Raw genomic sequence first — 17,092 nt, 5'->3', positions numbered from 1 at the left:
CAAAGCCCTACGTCCCTACTAAATAGTGTATTATGCATAAAAAGTCAAGATATTTGCATGGGTGAAAACGGAAGCCTAATACAACAGGCGATTTTTATAAGCTCAAATTTATCATGTGTGAGGCGCATTTTATATTTTGGTCGAGATAGGCGCGAATGAGCAACAGAATAAATGTGAGAGCAGATTGCGTAGGAGGGTTTGCCTGTCGGTATGAATTTCTTCTCGATAGGCACAATTGTCGGTTCGGATAAGTCTTGTGGAGATGAAGTCAAAGGTACAACAAGATGGGGCCATTTGGGGTCATTCTTAATCGATAAAATAATCGCTGGATGACGCCCTATAAATTCTGGCTTTTGCGCATGCGGTATATGCTCAAAATCACATCAAACAACTTCACGCGTATAGAAACTGTAAGTTTTGGGTTTGGCTACCACCTACCCCGCAGCCTTTAGCTTCCCTGCCTTAACAACTTTCTTCACCGCCCTGTCGCGTTTTAATCGCGACAGGTAATCAATAAAGACGATACCTTTGAGGTGATCCATTTCATGTTGGATACAGGTCGCGTAAAGGCCTTCACACCACTCAGTCACGCGCTCGCCATTATAATCCAGGTAAGTGAGTTTAACGCGTTCAGGACGTTCGACGGTGTCAAACACGTCTGGCACGGACAGGCAGCCTTCCTCATAGGGATTAAGCTCTTCTACATCTTCGAGGATTTCGGGGTTCACAAAATATTTGACTTGAGGCTGTTCGCCATCACGCGCGAGATCCATGACGATAACATTGAGCGGCACGCCTATTTGAATGGCCGCGAGGCCAATTCCCGGCGCAGCATACATGGTCTCGAGCATATCATCCATGAGCTTGCGGGTTTCATCCGTCACCTTCTCAACAGGTTTTGACACTTGTTTTAAAATGGGATTTGGAACAGTTAATATAGGCCGTATTGTCATAGGCGCTAACTAGGCATGAGAGGGCGAAAGGTCAAGCTCAGCTGTAAGTGTCAGCGTGGCATTGTGACCCAAATCGCCCGTTGACTCATACGGTATGAGAGCTAGTTTGCGCATCTCTTACCCTGGCTTCAAGAAAGACTTCATTTATGGCTTCCCAGTGGAACGATAAGCGCCCTATGGCGCCCCACCTTCAGATCTGGCGCTGGCACCCCGCCATGCTCAGCTCAATCTTGCATCGCGCAAGTGCGATAATCTGCTATATTGGCCTCATCAAAGTTGCTATCGGACTTTTGGTTTTGACACTGACGGGTAAGCTACCTCTCGAAGGTCTTATTTTCAGCCCGCTCGGCGCTATTGGTCTTTTCGTTTTTCTATTCGCGTTTATCTTTATGGCGCTCGCACAACTACGTCACGCCATTTGGGATAAAGGCGCGATGATGGACCCCGATAAAAACAACATGTTGTCTTATATTATGATTGCAGCCTCGGTTATTCTCGCAGTCCTGATTACAGTCTTCGCGGCGGGAGCAGCCTAATGTCCAAAGGTTCAGCACATCACAAAGCGCATGGCCTTGCGGGTTGGGGGCTTATTATTTCCTTGCCTTTTGCTATTTTCAGCGCGGTCAAAGCAATCCCTGGGGGGTCGCAAGGGTTTACCGATTGGCTCTCAACGCCTCTGGGTGGTATTGGGTTTTTTGCATTTATCCTTGCTGCAGTAACCTATTGCCGCCTTGAATTTGACGAGGTCGTTATGGATTATTTTGATGGTGGGTTGCGCAAATTTGGCCTTATCGCGAACCGTTTGGTCGCCTTCGCCGTAAAACTAATAGTGGCCTATGTCGTCATTAAACTCGCATTTCTAGGATAAAACAGCATGACAGCCCAGAAAACACAGTGGATTGATCATACATATGATGTTGTCGTTGTCGGTGCAGGAGGTTCTGGTCTTCGCGCGACTCTCGGCGCTGCGCAAGCAGGCCTAAAGACAGCATGTGTGACCAAAGTCTTTCCAACGCGCTCTCACACGGTTGCGGCACAGGGCGGGATTGCTGCCTCGCTTGGGAATATGGGGCCAGATGATTGGCGCTGGCACATGTATGATACCGTCAAAGGGTCTGATTGGCTCGGTGACCAAGATAGTATTGAGTATCTTTGCCGCGAAGCGCCCAAGGCGGTGTATGAGCTTGAGCATTGGGGCATGCCGTTTTCTCGTAACGAAGACGGAAAAATTTATCAGCGCCCTTTCGGCGGGCATACCACAGAATTTGGCGAAGGCCCGCCCGTACAGCGGACTTGCGCGGCGGCAGACCGGACTGGTCATGCTATGCTTCACACGCTCTACGGACAGAGCTTACGTAATGAAGCCGAGTTCTTTATTGAATATTTTGCGCTCGACCTGATCATGGAAGATGGCGTTTGCCGCGGCATTACGGCGTGGAAATTAGATGATGGTACGCTCCACCGTTTCCGCGCGCAAAAAGTTATTCTCGCGACAGGTGGTTATGGCCGCGTCTTCTTTAGCGCGACCTCTGCTCATACGTGCACTGGCGACGGTAATGCGATGGTATTGCGCGCTGGCTTACCGCTACAGGATATGGAATTTATTCAATTCCACCCGACCGGCATTTATGGGGCGGGTTGCCTCATCACAGAAGGCGCACGCGGTGAGGGTGGTTATCTGACCAACTCCGAAGGCGAGCGTTTTATGGAGCGCTATGCGCCTAGCGTGAAAGACCTTGCTCCGCGCGATATGGTCTCCCGCGCCATGGTTATGGAAATCCGCGAGGGCCGCGGCGTGGGTAAAGATAAAGATCATATCTTCCTGCATCTGGATCATTTGGACCCGAAAGTTCTAGCCGCGCGTCTGCCGGGCATTTCGGAAACAGCGAAAATTTTCTCCGGCGTTGATGTTACCAAAGAGCCTATTCCTGTTCTTCCGACCTGTCATTATAACATGGGCGGAATTCAGACGAATTATCATGGTGAAGTGCTGACGAAAAAAGGCAAAAATCCTGACGCGGTTGTGCCCGGTCTCATGGCTGTTGGCGAAGCAGCCTGTGTGTCGGTTCATGGGGCAAACCGCCTCGGCTCCAACAGCTTGATTGACCTCGTCGTCTTTGGCCGTGCAGCGGGTCTGCGCTGCGGCGAGACCATGACCCCAAATCTTGAGCAAAAGCCACTCGCAGCGGATGCAGGCGAAGCGTCAATTGCGCGATTGGAAAAATTCAAAGCGGCGGACGGTTCTAAGAAAGTTGCTGAAGTGCGCCTCTCGCTACAAAAAGCCATGCAAGAGCATTGCGCGGTTTTCCGGACGGAAGAGAGCATGGCTGAGGGCATGGAAAAGGTTACATCGATTGCCGAGCAAATGAAGGATGTCGCCGTTTTTGATAAGACAATGGTCTGGAATACAGATCTTATGGAGGCCTTAGAGCTTGATAACCTCGTCGGGCAAGCCATGGTTACTATGGCGTCTGCTGATAACCGCAAGGAGTCGCGCGGAGCTCATTCCCACGAAGACTACACAGAACGTGATGATAAGAAATGGATGAAGCACACGCTGGCTTGGTATGATGCGGGTAAGACAAAAGTAAAAATCGACTACCGTCCCGTCCACGACTTTACCATGACGGACGGTATTGATTACATTAAGCCTAAAAAGCGCGTTTATTAGAAAGTCATTATAATTAGATTTAGGAGCCCGTATCTTTGATGCGGGCTTTTTCATTGGGCGCTAATGTCGCCAACCCCACCCCGACTACTGTCAAGCACATCGCGATAAAGAATCTTAGCGTGAAGGGCTCTGCGATGAAGAGCATACCACCTGTAGCTGCTATAATAGGGACTGTTAATTGAGCTATGCTAGCGCGCGTGGCGGTGAGGTGTTTAAGCGCCATATACCAAATGACATAGCCGAGTCCCGAAGTGAGGATGCCAGAGGCGAGAGCAAGCCCAATGCCTTTGGGTGCTAGCGCTGTTTCGGGTAACAATAATAAAAGCGGGACTGTGATGAGAGCGCAAAGTATAGCGGCGCAGAGAAAGTTTCCTGCTGTGAGAGCGGTTGGGTCTCCTTTACCTCGTCCCATGAGCGAATATAGCCCCCAGCCCAATCCTGCGATGGCCATCATAGTCGCGCCGATAGGTGAGGGCGGCGCGAGTTTTGGCAACATTAAATAGGCTAAGCCGCTCATAGCGAGAGTTAGGCCAAACCATTGCAAAAGGCGCATACGTTCCCCCGCCCATAAACCGCCGCCGATCATGGTGATTTGTACAGCTGCAAAAAGGATAAGCGCGCCTGTCCCTGCGGCGAGCGAAATATAAGCATAGGAAAAGAAGACGCCATAAAGCAGCAGCGCAAATGCGGCTTTCCAGCTTCCTCGGTTTAAACTACCCCGAGGTCCTACAATCAAAGCCAAGCATATTGCACCCGAAATAAAACGAATGGCGGTAAAGCTCCAAGGCCCTATATCCGCGCTTGTTAATGCCAAACGCGCCAAGATGGAGTTAGCGGCAAAGGCAATCATCGCCAAAGCGGTCAGCATAAAGATGCGCGGAGGTGAGACAGCGGCCATGGGGCGGCTTAAATTGCATAGGCGATAAAGGCTAATCGCAAAGTCGTGAGCTCTTGCTCCGTGTAAAAACTCTGCTTAAGCTCACGCAAATTTTGAAAGGTTTCGATATGTCCCTCGTCTTAGTTACTCGCGATGAAAAAGCGCCCGGCGTTACTCTGCTCACGCTTAACCGCCCCGAAGCGATGAACTCTTATAATATGGCGCTGCATACTGCGATGTTGGACGCTATTCAGGCGGCTGATGCAGACCCGTCTGTGCGGGTGATTGTTATAACCGGGGCCGGGCGAGCTTTTTGCGCAGGGGCGGATATCAGTGAAGGCTTTGCCAGTGCAGGCGTGGATAGCGTGCCTGAAATGCATGAAGGGATTATGCGGGATGCCGGAGGTATATTAAACCTCGCCGTTTTTGAATGCGACACGCCTATTATCGCGGCGGTGAACGGGGCGGCTGTCGGCATTGGCGCGACTATGCTTTGCCCGATGGATATTCGGATTGGCTCTAATAAAGCGAAATATGCCTTTCCTTTTGCCCGGCGGGGTATTGTTTGCGACGGCGCAGCCAGTTGGTTCCTGCCGCGCTTGGTCGGCTTTGCGAAAGCCAATGAGTGGATATTGAAGGCAAGTTTTATCAGCGCGGAAGAGTTGCAACGGGCCGGGTTCTTTTCTGAAATTTGTGACCCTGAAGAGGTTCTACCCACTGCGCTTCATCTCGCGCGTGACATAGCGGTAAATTGCTCTCCGACAAGCACAGCCAATAATAAGCGCCTCTTGCGCGCTTCAATGCTGGGCGGGGGAACATTGGGTGATGCGCCATTTGGCCTTCATATGATGGAAAGCAAAATGCTCTCCAAAGCCTTTGTCAGCCCGGACTGTATGGAAGGGGTGCAATCCTTCCTTGAAAAGCGTCCCCCGCAGTTCAAAGATAGGGCCTGATAACAGGAGACCCGCTATGAGCACACATGATAGACGTTTCGTTTTACTTGGCGCATTGAGCGCGGGCGGGCTAACGGCCTGTGAAACACTCGACCCTGCGGTCATTGATGGCATATTGAGCGGCGGTTATGGCGGACTTTCTCAAGCTGATGCGGCGATGGGCATTCGCGCAGCACTGGATAATGGTATTGGAAATGCCATTGCGAATGTCGGCGTTCTGGATGGGTTTCTTGGAAATTCACTTGTGCGTATACCGCTGCCTAAAGTGCTACAAGATGTACAAAGTTATCTTCAGCCCATTGGTGCGGATGGTTTGCTTGTTGAGCTTCAACAGCAGTTAAACCGCGGAGCTGAAAAAGCGGCGCCTGTTGCGAAAGATATATTTTTGGGTGCAGTGAAGGACCTGACTATCCCTGACGCGCTGAATATTGTCCGAGGGCCAGATAATGCCGCAACGCAATATTTAGCAGATCGTACAAGTACGAAACTTGCGTCTCTCTTTTCACCCATTATGGAAAACGCACTGAGCCAAACGGGGGCCCTTCAAATCGCAGATCAATTGCAATCGACGATGCGTAATATTCCTGTCGGTCCGAACCTATCAAATGCGAGGGCAGATCTAATTCAGCACGGCGTAGATTATGGCTTGAAAGGCGTTTTCTATTATATTGGCGAGGAAGAAAAAGCGATCCGCGAAAATCCCGCCAAACGCACAAGCGAAATTCTGCGACGCGTTTTTGGCTCCGTTTAAATAGATGTAAAGCGTGATTACGGTCACAGAATTATATGAGCGGTAAATTCTAAGCAGTTCCTATTATTAAATAGGGGGCTGTCATGCCAGTTAAATCATCTTTGCGTTTTGTATCTTCGCTTAAATCAGTCGCGGTTGCGACCACATCGCTTACTTTTCTTTTTGCCGGGCAGACGGCCTTTGCACAGAATAATGATGTTGATGCTTTCGGCGGTCTTATCCTTGCGGGCTGCTCGAATCCAAACCCTTTCACAGCCGCGCAGACAGATGGCCGCCGCGGAAATATTGTTGCGGGTAATAATCAATGTATCAAAGATAATGCGCGGGATAATGTCGTCACAGGCGGTTTTCACATAATTGGCGAGCGGGCTGCGCGTAACACTGTGCGCGGTCAACAAAATATGATTGGTGATTTTAGTACAGATAATCATGTCGATGGTTTTACCAATGTAATCAGCAATGGCGGCGGCGGCCATTTCATCTTTGGGTCTAATAATGGTATTGGGTTTAGTAGCGGCAATACAATTTTCGGCGATAGAAATACGACTCTAGACTCGGCGCGTAATAATTTTATCGTTGGCGAACGCAATACGATTAACGGCGGAAATGCGTCCGCAAATACGATTGCAGGGGGAAGAAACACCATAAACGCGGGCAGTAGCACGAATAGTATTCATGGCGGCAGTAATACGCTTTCAGGCAGCAGTATTCATATTTTGGGAAATTCAAATACGGTTAGCGGTGGAAGTAATGTTGTTCTCGGATATAGCTCAACTGTTACGGGCGGAACTAACCTTGTTAGTGGCAACACAGCAACGGTTACAGGTAATAACAATATCGTGCTCGGTTCTGGCGCAAGTTCCGTCGTTGATGACGCTGTGGCTATTGGCTCGGGATCCGCCGCAACACTCGACATCGTAAGTGCGCAAGGTGCTTGGTCTGGCGCCACCGTCGGGTCGGTCACTTTCACTGAAGGCACGGATGCGACGGGCGGAGAGATGAATGTCGGTAACCGTTTGGTGACAGGCGTTGCAGATGGACGTGTGGCTTCGGGGTCTTCCGATGCCGTTAATGGTCATCAACTCTTTGAAGCTGTAAGTGCCGCCGGGGGCGGCGGAACAGGCGATTGCGGAGATGGAACGGGAGCCGACTCGCATCTTTGCGGTGACGGCGCTATGGCAAATGGCACTCAAGCCACGGCCCTTGGAGATAATGCGAATGCGGGTGCTGTTGGGACCACAGCAACTGGGTCACGGGCTATAGCCAACGGGACGTACTCAACAGCAACAGGACAAAATGCTAGGGCGATCGGAAACGCGTCTATCGCTAGCGGCGTGAATAGCCGTGCTCAAGGTTTCGTTAGTGCAGCTTATGGGTTTGGGGCAAATGCCGTTGCTGACCAATCTACCGCTTTGGGTGCTCGCAGCATTTCACAGGGCTTAGGTTCGACAGCTTTGGGCTATGACGCGTCCGCCAATCATGACGGCTCCATAGCTATCGGCGCGAATTCTGAGACGACACGCATCAATCAAATCATGATGGGCACAGCTGCGCAAACCTTAACAATTGCGGGATTAAACAGCGCTGAATCAATTGCGGCGCAGGGCCCTGTTTCGGGTCTTGTAACTACAGATGCGGATGGCAATATCGCGTCTGATGGCGGAGCACTCGCGGCCAGCGTGGACGCAAATACAGCCAGCACAAGCGCAAATGCGACAGCGATTTCTGATAACCGCACAGACATTGATGCCAATACAATGGCGATTTCAGATAACCGGACTGACATTGATGCCAATACAATGGCGATTTCGGACAACCGGACCGACATTGACGCCAACACCATGGCGATCTCAGATAACCGCACCGATATCGACGAGAACACATCAACCATATTGGATAATCGTACTGATATTGATGCGAATACGATGGCGATTTCGGACAACCGGACGGATATTGATGCAAACACGATGGCCATTACGGATAACCGCACGGATATAGATGCGAACACATCAGCAATTTCGGACAACCGGACTGACCTTGATGCCAATACAATGGCGATTTCCGACAACCGCACAGATATTGATACTAATACGACTGCGGTAGCCAGTATCACGACGGGCGTTGCAGACTTGACCGACCGCGTGGTCGTCAATGAGGATAGGAATGATGTACAGGATATGCGTCTAGACGATCAGGGCGCGTTGATTGCCACCAATAGCAGCGCAATTTCAGATAATGGCGACGCCATTGCGCTTACCCAAGCCAATCTCCAGACCGAGGTAGAGCGAAATGATGCACAAGCGATTGCGATCAATGAAAATGCGTCCAGAATTTCTTCAAACACCACGGCCATTATGGGCAATTCTGCGCTTATTGCCGATAACGCTTCACTCATCGGGCGCAATTACGGGCTCATTCTTGATAACGCTGAGCGTATCGATAAACTTGCCAGCGGCGTAGCCTTGTCTATGTCCGTTCCAGATGCTTATTTAGATCGTTCCGAAAGCCTAGCTATTGCCGGCGGTTTGGGCACATTTGATGGAGAGGTTGGTATTGGCGCTGCGATGACGGTTCGCGGCAATGATAAATGGAGTTTTTCAGCAGCTGTTGCAGGGTCTGGCGGTGAATATGGCGGAAAACTCTCAGCGCGTTGGTCGCGTTAGCTTTCCGATAGTAGGGCGCATTATGGAGTAAGTTATTAGGTACGGTCTCTTTTTAGGAGGCCGTACCTTTAATCTTTGTAAGAAAAGTTACTGAAACTTTAAAATTTCATTTGATTTTTATTTTGTATCGGTTTCTATGTTATCAGGCTATTTCAGAGATAGCCCAAACTCGAGGGGCGCTTGAGTTAGGACGTCATTTATGCCCCTACGGCTAGTGATACAGAATACATCTCCTGAAGAGATTGAAGCACCGCATCAGCACCCTTCGGCTAAATTTGTTGAGGCCGCTCTCCATACAGCCAAAAATTCAAAGAAAGATACGCGCAGCGCTATAGTTGCCGATATCAGTGATGTTTTGAATTGCCGTCAGGATGACCTGAATTTTATGTTCGAACATCAAATGGTACCCAATGAACGCCGTCCCGTGTTCGAGCTTGAATTGCCCGATTACAGGATGAGCCTATCTGATATATATAAAGAAGCTGCTGAATAAGCGAAAGCTTCATCCATCTCCAGTTCGAAGGGGAGAGCGAAGCGCTGGCGGGACGCGACAAAAAATCACAAAAAACAAGTCGCATCCCGCCTCGCTAGGTCGTATATAGATCAAGAACAGATAAGGTCTCCCGATGGTACAGCTCACGCTTCCGAAAAATTCTAAAGTGTCAAAAGGTAAAAGTTGGCCGGCTGAGCCCGGTGCCAAGAATGTAAAAACATTCAAAATCTACCGCTATGATCCGAATGACGGAAAGAACCCTTATTGGGATAGCTATCAAATTGATTTGGATGAGTGCGGCCCGATGGTTTTGGATGCGCTGTTCAAAATCAAAAATGAAATAGATCCGACACTGGCATTCCGCCGTTCATGCCGTGAAGGCGTGTGTGGGTCCTGTGCTATGAATATTGGCGGACGGAATACGTTGGCGTGTACTAAGGCTATTGATGATGTTGCGGGAAAAGATATTTCTATCTCGCCTCTGCCGCATATGCCTGTTGTGCGTGATTTGGTGCCCGATCTATCAAACTTTTATAAACAATATGCCTCTATCGAACCCTGGTTGCATACATCAACGCCGCTCCCGACAGAGGAGCTCACTCAGACCGTCGAAGATCGTGATAAGCTTGATGGTTATTATGAGTGTATTCTATGCGCCTCCTGTTCGACATCTTGTCCGTCTTATTGGTGGAATGGTGATCGGTATCTTGGTCCGGCAGCCCTCCTGCAAGCTTATCGCTGGCTCGTGGACAGCCGTGATTATGCAAAAGAAGAGCGGCTCGAAAAACTGGATGACCCGTTCAAGCTCTACCGTTGCCACACCATCATGAATTGCGCCAATGTGTGTCCCAAGGGGCTAAACCCTGCGAAAGCCATTGCCGAAGTCAAAAAGATGATGGTTGAGCGGGCCTAGTAGGGCCTATCGCTTACAAACGGGTAAGCGGTTCTTATAAAACCAATCGCGCCTCGGGACTTCATTCCGCTTGGACCCATACCTAACCGTTAACTTACATTAACGACATGTGTCGTTTTAACTCTTGATGATTACGACATGTGTCGTGTAATGAAGCAACGTTCATTTTCAAAGGAGACGAAACATGCACACATCCCTAAAAATCATCGGACTATCAGCTTTAACCCTCGCTTTGACATCCACGGCGGCTTTAGCCGGAGATGGTAAAGATTGCGATTATAAGAAAAAAGCTAAAGTGAAGACGACGTCCACAGCAGTGACCGCGGCGTCGCAGACGACAGTGCTCTCAACAGCAGAGCGTGGCACTTTGATGACCAACAAAACCAAAAAAACGCATAGTTTCGAAGACGCGCTGAAGTTATGCCGAAACAAAAGCGCGGATGATCTTCAGGCCTGCATAGATTATAAAACAGGCGTAACAGCTGCAAAAAGCTAAACGCAACTCTCTCAAGCCCACCCTTCGGGGCACCAGAGCCAGCGTCCTAATGGGGCGTTGGTTTTTCTGTGGCTATAAGCTTTCAACCACGGTCCTTATGGCATCGCTTGCTTTATCCGCATTTTTGGGAAGGCTTTCGGGGTCAATGGGTTCGCCAAAAGTCAGTTTAAATGTCTGGCCCTTTTTATTGAGCAGTTCATGAAACAATGTGATGTCGCGGAGCTCCGGGCTAGTCCATGCGAAGAAGTAATAAAGCCAGCTATTTCGGGCTTTCATATTTAGCGGTACAACAGGGGCTTTATATTTTCGCGCGAGCATGGCGGCAGAACTTTCCCATGATTTTTCCTTAAGGCCCCGCCATGTCATTTGGGCAAGGCGCCCGCTTGGAAAAATAACCACGCATTTTTCGGCCTCAAGCGCAGCTTTAATATCAATCAGTGTTCGGCGTGTTTTAGAGGAGCTGCGTTTCTCTTTGACCCATTCTACGGGAATGATCAGGTCACGCGCCTTGGGCATCACCCGCAACGCATCAGCATTAGCCAGAAAAACATGATCAGGGCGCCGCTCCCTGATGGCCTGAAAGACCGCCATGCCATCGGCCAGTCCTGTAGGGTGATTGCTGATAAGGATACAGCGTCCGGTTCGCGGTAAATGGGTGAGGTCCTGCACGGCGGTCCGCGGGCTGATATGTTTTGTAACCAGCTTGAAGGCTTCATGGCCGGTCTTGTTCTTAATCGCATCCGCTAAGAATACGGCGGCATCATAAGCCAGCATACGATAGAGCAGGGGGCGGACAGCTTTGAACAGAGCGGGACGTCCCGTCAGTTTCGGGGCGCGTTCAGTGATAAGCTGTTCCACAATATGCATGAGAGTGTATTGACCAAGAGTGCGGAAATTGGCAAGGCCGCTTTATGACCAAACCTATCAATGTTTTATTCTTATGTACTGGAAACTCTGCGCGGTCCATTTTGTCAGAAGCGCTTATGAATGATCTGGGACAAGGACGTTTCCTTGGGTGGTCCGCCGGCAGTCACCCTAGCGGGGCTCCGCATCCTGATGGCCTGAAAGAGTTATCTAAGCGTGGACATCGCACGGATTTATATCGCTCGAAATCATGGGATGAGTTCACGCAAGGTGCTGAGATGGATATTGTTGTCACCGTTTGCGATAATGCGGCAAATGAAGTGTGCCCCGTCTTTCCGGGCGGTCATGTTAAAGTTCATTGGCCCGCGCATGATCCGGCCCATATTGAGCCGCTTGAAGCGCGGCAGCAAGCCTTTGCGGAGGTTTATGATCTGTGCCGTGCGCGCATAGAGGCTTTGATTGCGCTACCGCCAAAGGCGATTAGCGATAAAGCCGCTCTCCAAGCTATTGCTGAGATTAAAGCTTAGGGCATAAAAAACCGCCCTTCAATTTTGTGAAGAGCGGGTCTTAATTTTTAGAGCAATTTCGCGACCGCTAGGCGGTCACAAAAGTAATTACTTCTTACGTGTTGTCTTAGTCGGCATCCACTCTTGAAGCTTCTTAGCAGCCCACTCGCGGCCACCAAGACCGAAAGCAATCGCTCCGCCAACACCACCAGCAACCGCTGCGGCCATGACAGAATAACTAAAGGCTGTGTCAACGATGCCTTCACCAAGCTGCATAGTCTCAAGACCCATAAAGGTCACAATGATCATTGTTGCATATTTGATGATTTTACCAGCAAGATCTCCAGATGTTTGTGTAACGATTTTAGATATAAAGTTTGCAATGAACAAACCGACGCCGATGATAACGGCACCAAGAACAACACGTCCACCAACTTCGAGAAGTGTGTTAAAGACGTTTGTAAGCTCAGGGATGCCTAATGCTTTCATAGCTGCTGTGAGGCCCATAAGTACGATACCAACAAAACCGACTGTTGCGATAATGTTTGAAGGAACGAAACTCGGGTTATCGCCATCAAGAGCAGCAACAGTTTTTAGCGAATTATCGACACCGAGAGCGGGTAGTGTGCTCTTAGCTAGGCTTGAAACAAAGCGTCCGATAAAGACGAAAACAGCGAGGATAATAGCAGCACCGATGATGCGCGGGATATATCCAAGGATTGTGTTTAGGACGTTAGAGACAGGCTCTGAAACACCTGGAATATCCCAGATACCAATAGCTGTAACAGCAAAGATGATTGTTACAATCGCTGCGGCCAATCCACCAAGGCTACGCGCCAATGATGTTGAGGCAACGTCTGCTTCTGAACCTCCCATACCAAACTTTGTAGCAAGACGGTCAACTTGAGCCGCTTCGAGCGTTGAAGACAAAGCTTCTTTGACAACTTTTGAAAGCATGACACCAATAGCCAATACAACGGCACCTACAATAAGCTGTGGAAGGTAATCAAAGATATTAGAGAGCATACCTTTAATTGGCGCGAGAGACTCGCTGACCATTGGGAACTGACCCAGGCCCGCAATGATAAAGACTAACCAAAGAACCCAGAAAACAGCTTTAGCTAAAGATTTACCGATATTTCCGCCGGTCGTCTGAGCTTTTTTACCCAGTCCTGTGCGGTTAATGGCACCTGCAACGATTGCCGCAGCAATTTTTGCGATGAAATAGCCAATGACAATTGTCACTAGCGCGATAACAGGACCCACGGCCCAAGCGGGCAAAAACCCAAGATGTTGTGATAGTTGGTCCATTACGGAACCCTCCATTAAGTTATATTCAGCCCGAAAGTGAGCCCCCAATTAACAGCAGACATAGCTGTCTTACTGCGTATGTATAAAATTTAACATGAATAGAACCTAAACGAAAGCTTAACCTTGAGAAATCGCCAAAAGACTTGACCGCTTTTGTCCCCGCGTTAGGAGACATTATGAAGTCCGCGCCCATCAAAAATAAGCCTCTTTTTTTCGTGCTCACGGTTTGCGCTTTCGGGCTTTTGGCGGCTGCGATTATTATGATTTTAAAAGCTTCATGAGCGTTACGGCTAAGTTGAAAGGCCTTATAGCCTCAGGCGAGCTTATTGAAGATGAGGCTCAGTTGTCAGCCGCTGCCAGATTGGACGAGTTGCTAGAGCGCCTGAGTCATAAGCGTTCCAAGTCCTGGTTCTTTTCGCGGCGTGCAGACGTGCCAATAGGACTCTATCTATGGGGCGGGGTCGGGCGCGGGAAATCTATGCTGATGGATTGGTTTTTCGAGGAGGCCCCAGTTGAAGACAAAAAACGCGTTCATTTTCATGCCTTCATGCTCGATGTGCACGAGCGCATAAATCACTGGCGCAAAACGGGAGATGGTGACCCGATTGCGCCGATTGCCAAAGATATATCCAAAGAGGCTCAGTTGCTTTGCTTTGATGAATTTCATGTGACCGACATTACGGATGCTATGATCCTGTCCCGTTTGTTTGAGGCTCTCTGGGGGCGCGGCATCGTTGTCGTCGCGACATCCAACCGGCCGCCCGAAGACCTTTATAAGCATGGCCTTAACCGACAGCTCTTTGAACCTTTTATTGAAATGATGCCCAGACATCTAATTATCCATGAATTTGCAGGCGAGACCGATCACCGCTTGCGCCAGCTTCAGGCCGCGCCTGTCTATTACACCCCGCTTGGCGAGGCCGCAGATGCCGGGATAGAAGCCGCGTGGCAGAGATTAACAGGCGCAGCGAAGGGCCGTGAAACTGTGTTGACGGTGCAGGGGCGTGAGTTGGTTTTAAAACAAACAGCTGCGGGCACCGCGCGGACAAGTTTTAACCGACTCTGCGCCAATGCCCTTGGCGCGGCGGATTATCTTCGCCTCTCTCATGCTTTCCAAACGCTAATTTTAGAAAACGTCCCACAGCTTGGCCCGCATAACCGCAATGAAGCCAAACGCTTCGTGACGCTGATCGATGCGCTTTATGAGACCCGCACGAAACTAGTGATGAGCGCAGAGGTGGAACCGCATGAGCTCTATCTAAAAGGCGACGGTGTTTTTGAATTTGAGAGAACGGCCAGCCGTTTGATAGAGATGAGAAGCGCGGAGTATTTAGGTGAGCGTCGGAATATGGATGGATTAGAAAATGCCTGACGTTGAAGGCAGTATATTTATTGGCTCTACTTACTGTTATCTGGAACAGTCTCATCCAGAATATGATAGCGGTATGAGAGGAGCTTATGTTGGCGTAGCTACGAAAGCTGGTTCGTTCGAAGAAGCTGTATCCAAAATTTCTGCTGAGCTAATGGATATTGATTTGGTTCTCGTCGGATGTGATGACTTGTATGACATACGTTTCTTGGAAGATGAACCATCAGGTTATTTTAAAGAACTTATCGATTTGTTAGATGAGTTTGCTGTGGGATATAGAAATATAGACTTGCATCCATTGAACTAGGATTGTCATTGCGACTCGCACTTATCCCCGCTAAAGACGCCTCACATTCAGCCATCCAATAGGAGACTTCCATGGCACGCGCGAAAATCGCCCTTATCGGCGCCGGTATGATCGGCGGCACACTTGCTCACATCGCAGCTCGCGAAGAACTTGGGGACATCGTCTTGTTCGATATTTTCGAAGGTACCGCGAAGGGTAAAGCCCTCGACCTGTCCGAAGCCGCGCCTGTTTTTGGCAAGGACTCCAACCTTAAGGGCACAAATGATTATGCCGATATTGCGGGCGCGGATGTCTGCATCATCACAGCAGGTTTCCCGCGTAAGCCGGGCATGGATCGTAAAGACCTTGTGGGTAAAAACCTCGGCGTTATTAAGCAAGTCGCAGAAGGCATCAAACAGCACGCCCCAAAAGCTTTTGTCATCTGTATCACGAATCCGCTCGACGCGATGGTCTGGGCTTTGCAAAAATTTTCTGGTCTACAGCCGCGCAAGGTTGTCGGTATGGCGGGTGTGCTCGATAGTGCGCGTTTCCGCTATTTCCTCGCGGATGAATTTAAATGTTCTGTCGAAGATGTTCACGCCTCAGTCCTCGGCGGCCATGGCGACACAATGGTGCCGCTGACACGTTATTCAACAGTGAACGGTGTGCCTCTTCCTGACCTCATCAAAATGAAATGGACAACGCAAGAGCGCGTTGACGCGATTGTTGAACGCACACGCAAAGGCGGCGGCGAAATAGTTGGTCTTCTCGGTAATGGGTCGGCTTTTTATGCACCTGCTGAGTCTGCGATCGAAATGGCAACGTCATATCTGCGCGATAAGAAGCGTATCCTGCCATGTGCGGTGCGTCTCTCAGGTCAAATCGCTGGCGTTCGCGGCCTTTATGTCGGGGCTCCGGCTATGATTGGTGCGCGTGGTGTTGAGAAAGTGATGAACATCCGCCTTAAAAATAATGAGCGCGAAATGTTCATGAACTCCGTCGCAGCGGTAGAAAAGATCATCGCTGAGTGTCAGGAAATGGAGCCCGCGTTGCGCGATTAGGCTCAAGCCCAATAGAATTTCAAAGGCGGGCCTATCGGTCCGCCTTTTTTATTTGTAGCTTAAGTTGCAAAGTATTTTCTGAAATTACTCGGATTTATGACCAAGGCGCTAAAGTTATTTTTGTGATCGACATAGGTATTCACGCAATCGTTTCTCGTTTGAATACATATCTATCCACTTTTTTGCTTGCTGCCCAACTTCAGAGCTTTGGGGTATTATGTTTAACTTTGCTTTTGATAATTCAATCTCAGTTTTGACGTTATCTGGTAAGGCATAGTTTGGTGTTATTTTGTTTTTGCATTGGGGAGACATGTTATCTTTAGCTCTTCGGAAATGGCAGTTTCCAATTATTATATTTGCGTGGTCAGCTTTCGTGCCTACAGCAACAGCTTTATACATTTCAGAGGCAATCAAATCGCACCTTTTATCATCTTTGCTGTACTGAATTTCAGTAAAAGCTTGTGCTAATTGTATCTGAGCTGTTTTATGCCCTAGCTCTACGGCTTCCTTGAAATATGGCAATGCTTCTGGATAATTTTGCGTTGCAGCAAAGTAGGAGCCAGCATTAAATGTATTCTGGGCTGTTCGCGGGAGCTTGCCTGAATTCATTTCTGTAGTGATTATGTTGGCTGCATCTTCCCATTTGTCCTTAATAACTAGAAATTGAGTGAGTCTTATGATTTCTACAGGGTTATCAAGTCGTCCATTTACATAGTCTTTTTTTAGTTTTCTGTAACTTCTTTTCGAAACTGTATCTGAATGTATTGGATTTGTATCATTACCTACTACTGACTCATTACCTTCTACTGCTGTTTGCGCGAATGCTTGAGGCATTATTAGGATGGTTAAAAATAATACTATAAAAAACTTCTGACATCTCATGTTCTTGTCTCTATTGATATGTTTAGGAATTCTTATGAATTCA

The 17,092-nt window shown here is 49.0% G+C and carries 19 protein-coding genes; 13 read left to right on the top strand and 6 right to left on the bottom strand.

The features are described from left to right. Positions 1 to 44: 44 nt before the first annotated feature. Together F569_RS20075 and def are read right to left on the bottom strand one after the other, a co-directional pair. Positions 45 to 368, bottom strand: coding sequence for a type II toxin-antitoxin system PemK/MazF family toxin (locus F569_RS20075; RefSeq protein WP_084168988.1), 324 nt, complete (start codon positions 366 to 368; stop codon positions 45 to 47). Between the two features lie 66 nt (positions 369 to 434). Then, complete coding sequence (def, locus tag F569_RS0110675) at positions 435 to 953, bottom strand: peptide deformylase (RefSeq protein WP_026942202.1); 519 nt, start codon at positions 951 to 953, stop codon at positions 435 to 437. 146 nt (positions 954 to 1,099) lie between these two features. On the opposite strand from def, the gene sdhC reads away from it, so the two are divergent. From sdhC to sdhA, 3 genes are read left to right on the top strand one after another with little or no spacing between them, the layout of a single operon-like run. After that, the gene (sdhC, locus tag F569_RS0110670; RefSeq protein ID WP_026942201.1) at positions 1,100 to 1,489 is read left to right on the top strand and encodes a succinate dehydrogenase, cytochrome b556 subunit; all 390 of its coding nucleotides are present in this window, start codon (positions 1,100 to 1,102) and stop codon (positions 1,487 to 1,489) included. After that, positions 1,489 to 1,821 (top strand): hypothetical protein, encoded by a 333-nt coding sequence (locus F569_RS0110665; protein WP_026942200.1) that lies wholly within the window; start codon positions 1,489 to 1,491, stop codon positions 1,819 to 1,821. Before sdhC ends, F569_RS0110665 begins: the two co-directional genes overlap by 1 nt. Before the next feature lie 6 nt (positions 1,822 to 1,827). Further along, positions 1,828 to 3,624 carry a succinate dehydrogenase flavoprotein subunit gene (gene sdhA, locus F569_RS0110660; RefSeq protein ID WP_026942199.1) on the top strand — a complete coding sequence of 599 codons (1,797 nt, stop codon included), beginning with the start codon at positions 1,828 to 1,830 and terminating at the stop codon, positions 3,622 to 3,624. 19 nt (positions 3,625 to 3,643) lie between these two features. Here the strand turns inward: sdhA and F569_RS17575 are convergent, their stop codons facing one another. Next, on the bottom strand, positions 3,644 to 4,522 hold the full coding sequence (locus F569_RS17575) for a DMT family transporter (protein ID WP_034388572.1): 879 nt from the start codon (positions 4,520 to 4,522) through the stop codon (positions 3,644 to 3,646). Positions 4,523 to 4,629: 107 nt separating this feature from the next. Between F569_RS17575 and F569_RS17570 the strand changes: the two genes are divergently transcribed. The 6 genes from F569_RS17570 to F569_RS0110625 all read left to right on the top strand — a co-directional run bounded on the left by F569_RS17570 (position 4,630) and on the right by F569_RS0110625 (position 10,770). Beyond that, on the top strand, positions 4,630 to 5,454 hold the full coding sequence (locus tag F569_RS17570; protein ID WP_154813715.1) for an enoyl-CoA hydratase-related protein: 825 nt from the start codon (positions 4,630 to 4,632) through the stop codon (positions 5,452 to 5,454). Positions 5,455 to 5,470: 16 nt separating this feature from the next. Continuing rightward, a complete protein-coding gene (locus F569_RS17565) occupies positions 5,471 to 6,205 on the top strand; it encodes a DUF4197 domain-containing protein (protein ID WP_034388570.1) in 735 nt (244 codons plus the stop codon). An 83-nt stretch (positions 6,206 to 6,288) separates the two neighbouring features. Further along, positions 6,289 to 8,868, top strand: a complete 2,580-nt coding sequence (locus tag F569_RS0110640) for a YadA-like family protein (protein ID WP_026942198.1) — start codon at positions 6,289 to 6,291, stop codon at positions 8,866 to 8,868. Positions 8,869 to 9,067: 199 nt separating this feature from the next. Continuing rightward, complete coding sequence (locus F569_RS0110635) at positions 9,068 to 9,361, top strand: hypothetical protein (protein WP_026942197.1); 294 nt, start codon at positions 9,068 to 9,070, stop codon at positions 9,359 to 9,361. A gap of 133 nt (positions 9,362 to 9,494) precedes the next feature. Beyond that, on the top strand, positions 9,495 to 10,274 hold the full coding sequence (locus tag F569_RS0110630) for a succinate dehydrogenase iron-sulfur subunit (protein ID WP_026942196.1): 780 nt from the start codon (positions 9,495 to 9,497) through the stop codon (positions 10,272 to 10,274). A gap of 184 nt (positions 10,275 to 10,458) precedes the next feature. Next, positions 10,459 to 10,770: a hypothetical protein gene (locus F569_RS0110625; protein WP_026942195.1), complete on the top strand. Its 312-nt coding sequence runs from the start codon at positions 10,459 to 10,461 to the stop codon at positions 10,768 to 10,770. A 72-nt stretch (positions 10,771 to 10,842) separates the two neighbouring features. On the opposite strand, the gene F569_RS0110620 is transcribed toward F569_RS0110625, so the two are convergent. Further along, positions 10,843 to 11,637 carry a 1-acyl-sn-glycerol-3-phosphate acyltransferase gene (locus F569_RS0110620; RefSeq protein WP_026942194.1) on the bottom strand — a complete coding sequence of 265 codons (795 nt, stop codon included), beginning with the start codon at positions 11,635 to 11,637 and terminating at the stop codon, positions 10,843 to 10,845. A 44-nt stretch (positions 11,638 to 11,681) separates the two neighbouring features. On the opposite strand from F569_RS0110620, the gene F569_RS0110615 reads away from it, so the two are divergent. Further along, positions 11,682 to 12,161 (top strand): arsenate reductase ArsC, encoded by a 480-nt coding sequence (locus tag F569_RS0110615; RefSeq protein ID WP_026942193.1) that lies wholly within the window; start codon positions 11,682 to 11,684, stop codon positions 12,159 to 12,161. An 87-nt stretch (positions 12,162 to 12,248) separates the two neighbouring features. Here F569_RS0110615 and F569_RS0110610 read toward each other — a convergent pair whose 3' ends face one another. Continuing rightward, positions 12,249 to 13,451: a mechanosensitive ion channel gene (locus F569_RS0110610; protein ID WP_026942192.1), complete on the bottom strand. Its 1,203-nt coding sequence runs from the start codon at positions 13,449 to 13,451 to the stop codon at positions 12,249 to 12,251. 277 nt (positions 13,452 to 13,728) lie between these two features. Between F569_RS0110610 and zapE the strand changes: the two genes are divergently transcribed. The 3 genes from zapE to mdh all read left to right on the top strand — a co-directional run bounded on the left by zapE (position 13,729) and on the right by mdh (position 16,167). Next, positions 13,729 to 14,823 (top strand): cell division protein ZapE, encoded by a 1,095-nt coding sequence (gene zapE, locus F569_RS0110600; RefSeq protein ID WP_026942191.1) that lies wholly within the window; start codon positions 13,729 to 13,731, stop codon positions 14,821 to 14,823. Next, positions 14,816 to 15,127: a hypothetical protein gene (locus F569_RS0110595; RefSeq protein ID WP_026942190.1), complete on the top strand. Its 312-nt coding sequence runs from the start codon at positions 14,816 to 14,818 to the stop codon at positions 15,125 to 15,127. The genes zapE and F569_RS0110595 overlap by 8 nt, the downstream gene beginning before the upstream one ends. Positions 15,128 to 15,198: 71 nt before the next feature. After that, entirely contained in the window at positions 15,199 to 16,167 is a 969-nt protein-coding gene (gene mdh, locus F569_RS0110590; RefSeq protein WP_026942189.1) for a malate dehydrogenase, read from the top strand. 114 nt (positions 16,168 to 16,281) lie between these two features. Here the strand turns inward: mdh and F569_RS0110585 are convergent, their stop codons facing one another. Continuing rightward, the gene (locus tag F569_RS0110585; RefSeq protein ID WP_026942188.1) at positions 16,282 to 17,049 is read right to left on the bottom strand and encodes a hypothetical protein; all 768 of its coding nucleotides are present in this window, start codon (positions 17,047 to 17,049) and stop codon (positions 16,282 to 16,284) included. Positions 17,050 to 17,092 lie beyond the last annotated feature (43 nt).

It is taken from the genome of Hellea balneolensis DSM 19091 (genome assembly GCF_000428525.1).
Taxonomy (GTDB): domain Bacteria; phylum Pseudomonadota; class Alphaproteobacteria; order Caulobacterales; family Maricaulaceae; genus Hellea; species Hellea balneolensis.
The sequence above is the reverse complement of the archived record's forward strand: the minus strand, read 5'-3'. Positions and strand labels throughout refer to the sequence as shown.

Excerpts from the sequence above, each read along its gene's own strand:
- def (WP_026942202.1), bottom strand. The coding sequence starts at position 953 with ATGACAATACGGCCTATATTAACTGTTCCAAATCCCATTTTAAAACAA.
- sdhC (WP_026942201.1), top strand. The coding sequence starts at position 1,100 with ATGGCTTCCCAGTGGAACGATAAGCGCCCTATGGCGCCCCACCTTCAG.
- F569_RS0110665 (WP_026942200.1), top strand. The coding sequence starts at position 1,489 with ATGTCCAAAGGTTCAGCACATCACAAAGCGCATGGCCTTGCGGGTTGG.
- sdhA (WP_026942199.1), top strand. The coding sequence starts at position 1,828 with ATGACAGCCCAGAAAACACAGTGGATTGATCATACATATGATGTTGTC.
- F569_RS17575 (WP_034388572.1), bottom strand. The coding sequence starts at position 4,522 with ATGGCCGCTGTCTCACCTCCGCGCATCTTTATGCTGACCGCTTTGGCG.
- F569_RS17570 (WP_154813715.1), top strand. The coding sequence starts at position 4,630 with ATGTCCCTCGTCTTAGTTACTCGCGATGAAAAAGCGCCCGGCGTTACT.
- F569_RS17565 (WP_034388570.1), top strand. The coding sequence starts at position 5,471 with ATGAGCACACATGATAGACGTTTCGTTTTACTTGGCGCATTGAGCGCG.
- F569_RS0110640 (WP_026942198.1), top strand. The coding sequence starts at position 6,289 with ATGCCAGTTAAATCATCTTTGCGTTTTGTATCTTCGCTTAAATCAGTC.
- F569_RS0110635 (WP_026942197.1), top strand. The coding sequence starts at position 9,068 with ATGCCCCTACGGCTAGTGATACAGAATACATCTCCTGAAGAGATTGAA.
- F569_RS0110630 (WP_026942196.1), top strand. The coding sequence starts at position 9,495 with ATGGTACAGCTCACGCTTCCGAAAAATTCTAAAGTGTCAAAAGGTAAA.
- F569_RS0110625 (WP_026942195.1), top strand. The coding sequence starts at position 10,459 with ATGCACACATCCCTAAAAATCATCGGACTATCAGCTTTAACCCTCGCT.
- F569_RS0110620 (WP_026942194.1), bottom strand. The coding sequence starts at position 11,637 with ATGCATATTGTGGAACAGCTTATCACTGAACGCGCCCCGAAACTGACG.
- F569_RS0110615 (WP_026942193.1), top strand. The coding sequence starts at position 11,682 with ATGACCAAACCTATCAATGTTTTATTCTTATGTACTGGAAACTCTGCG.
- F569_RS0110610 (WP_026942192.1), bottom strand. The coding sequence starts at position 13,451 with ATGGACCAACTATCACAACATCTTGGGTTTTTGCCCGCTTGGGCCGTG.
- zapE (WP_026942191.1), top strand. The coding sequence starts at position 13,729 with ATGAGCGTTACGGCTAAGTTGAAAGGCCTTATAGCCTCAGGCGAGCTT.
- F569_RS0110595 (WP_026942190.1), top strand. The coding sequence starts at position 14,816 with ATGCCTGACGTTGAAGGCAGTATATTTATTGGCTCTACTTACTGTTAT.
- mdh (WP_026942189.1), top strand. The coding sequence starts at position 15,199 with ATGGCACGCGCGAAAATCGCCCTTATCGGCGCCGGTATGATCGGCGGC.
- F569_RS0110585 (WP_026942188.1), bottom strand. The coding sequence starts at position 17,049 with ATGAGATGTCAGAAGTTTTTTATAGTATTATTTTTAACCATCCTAATA.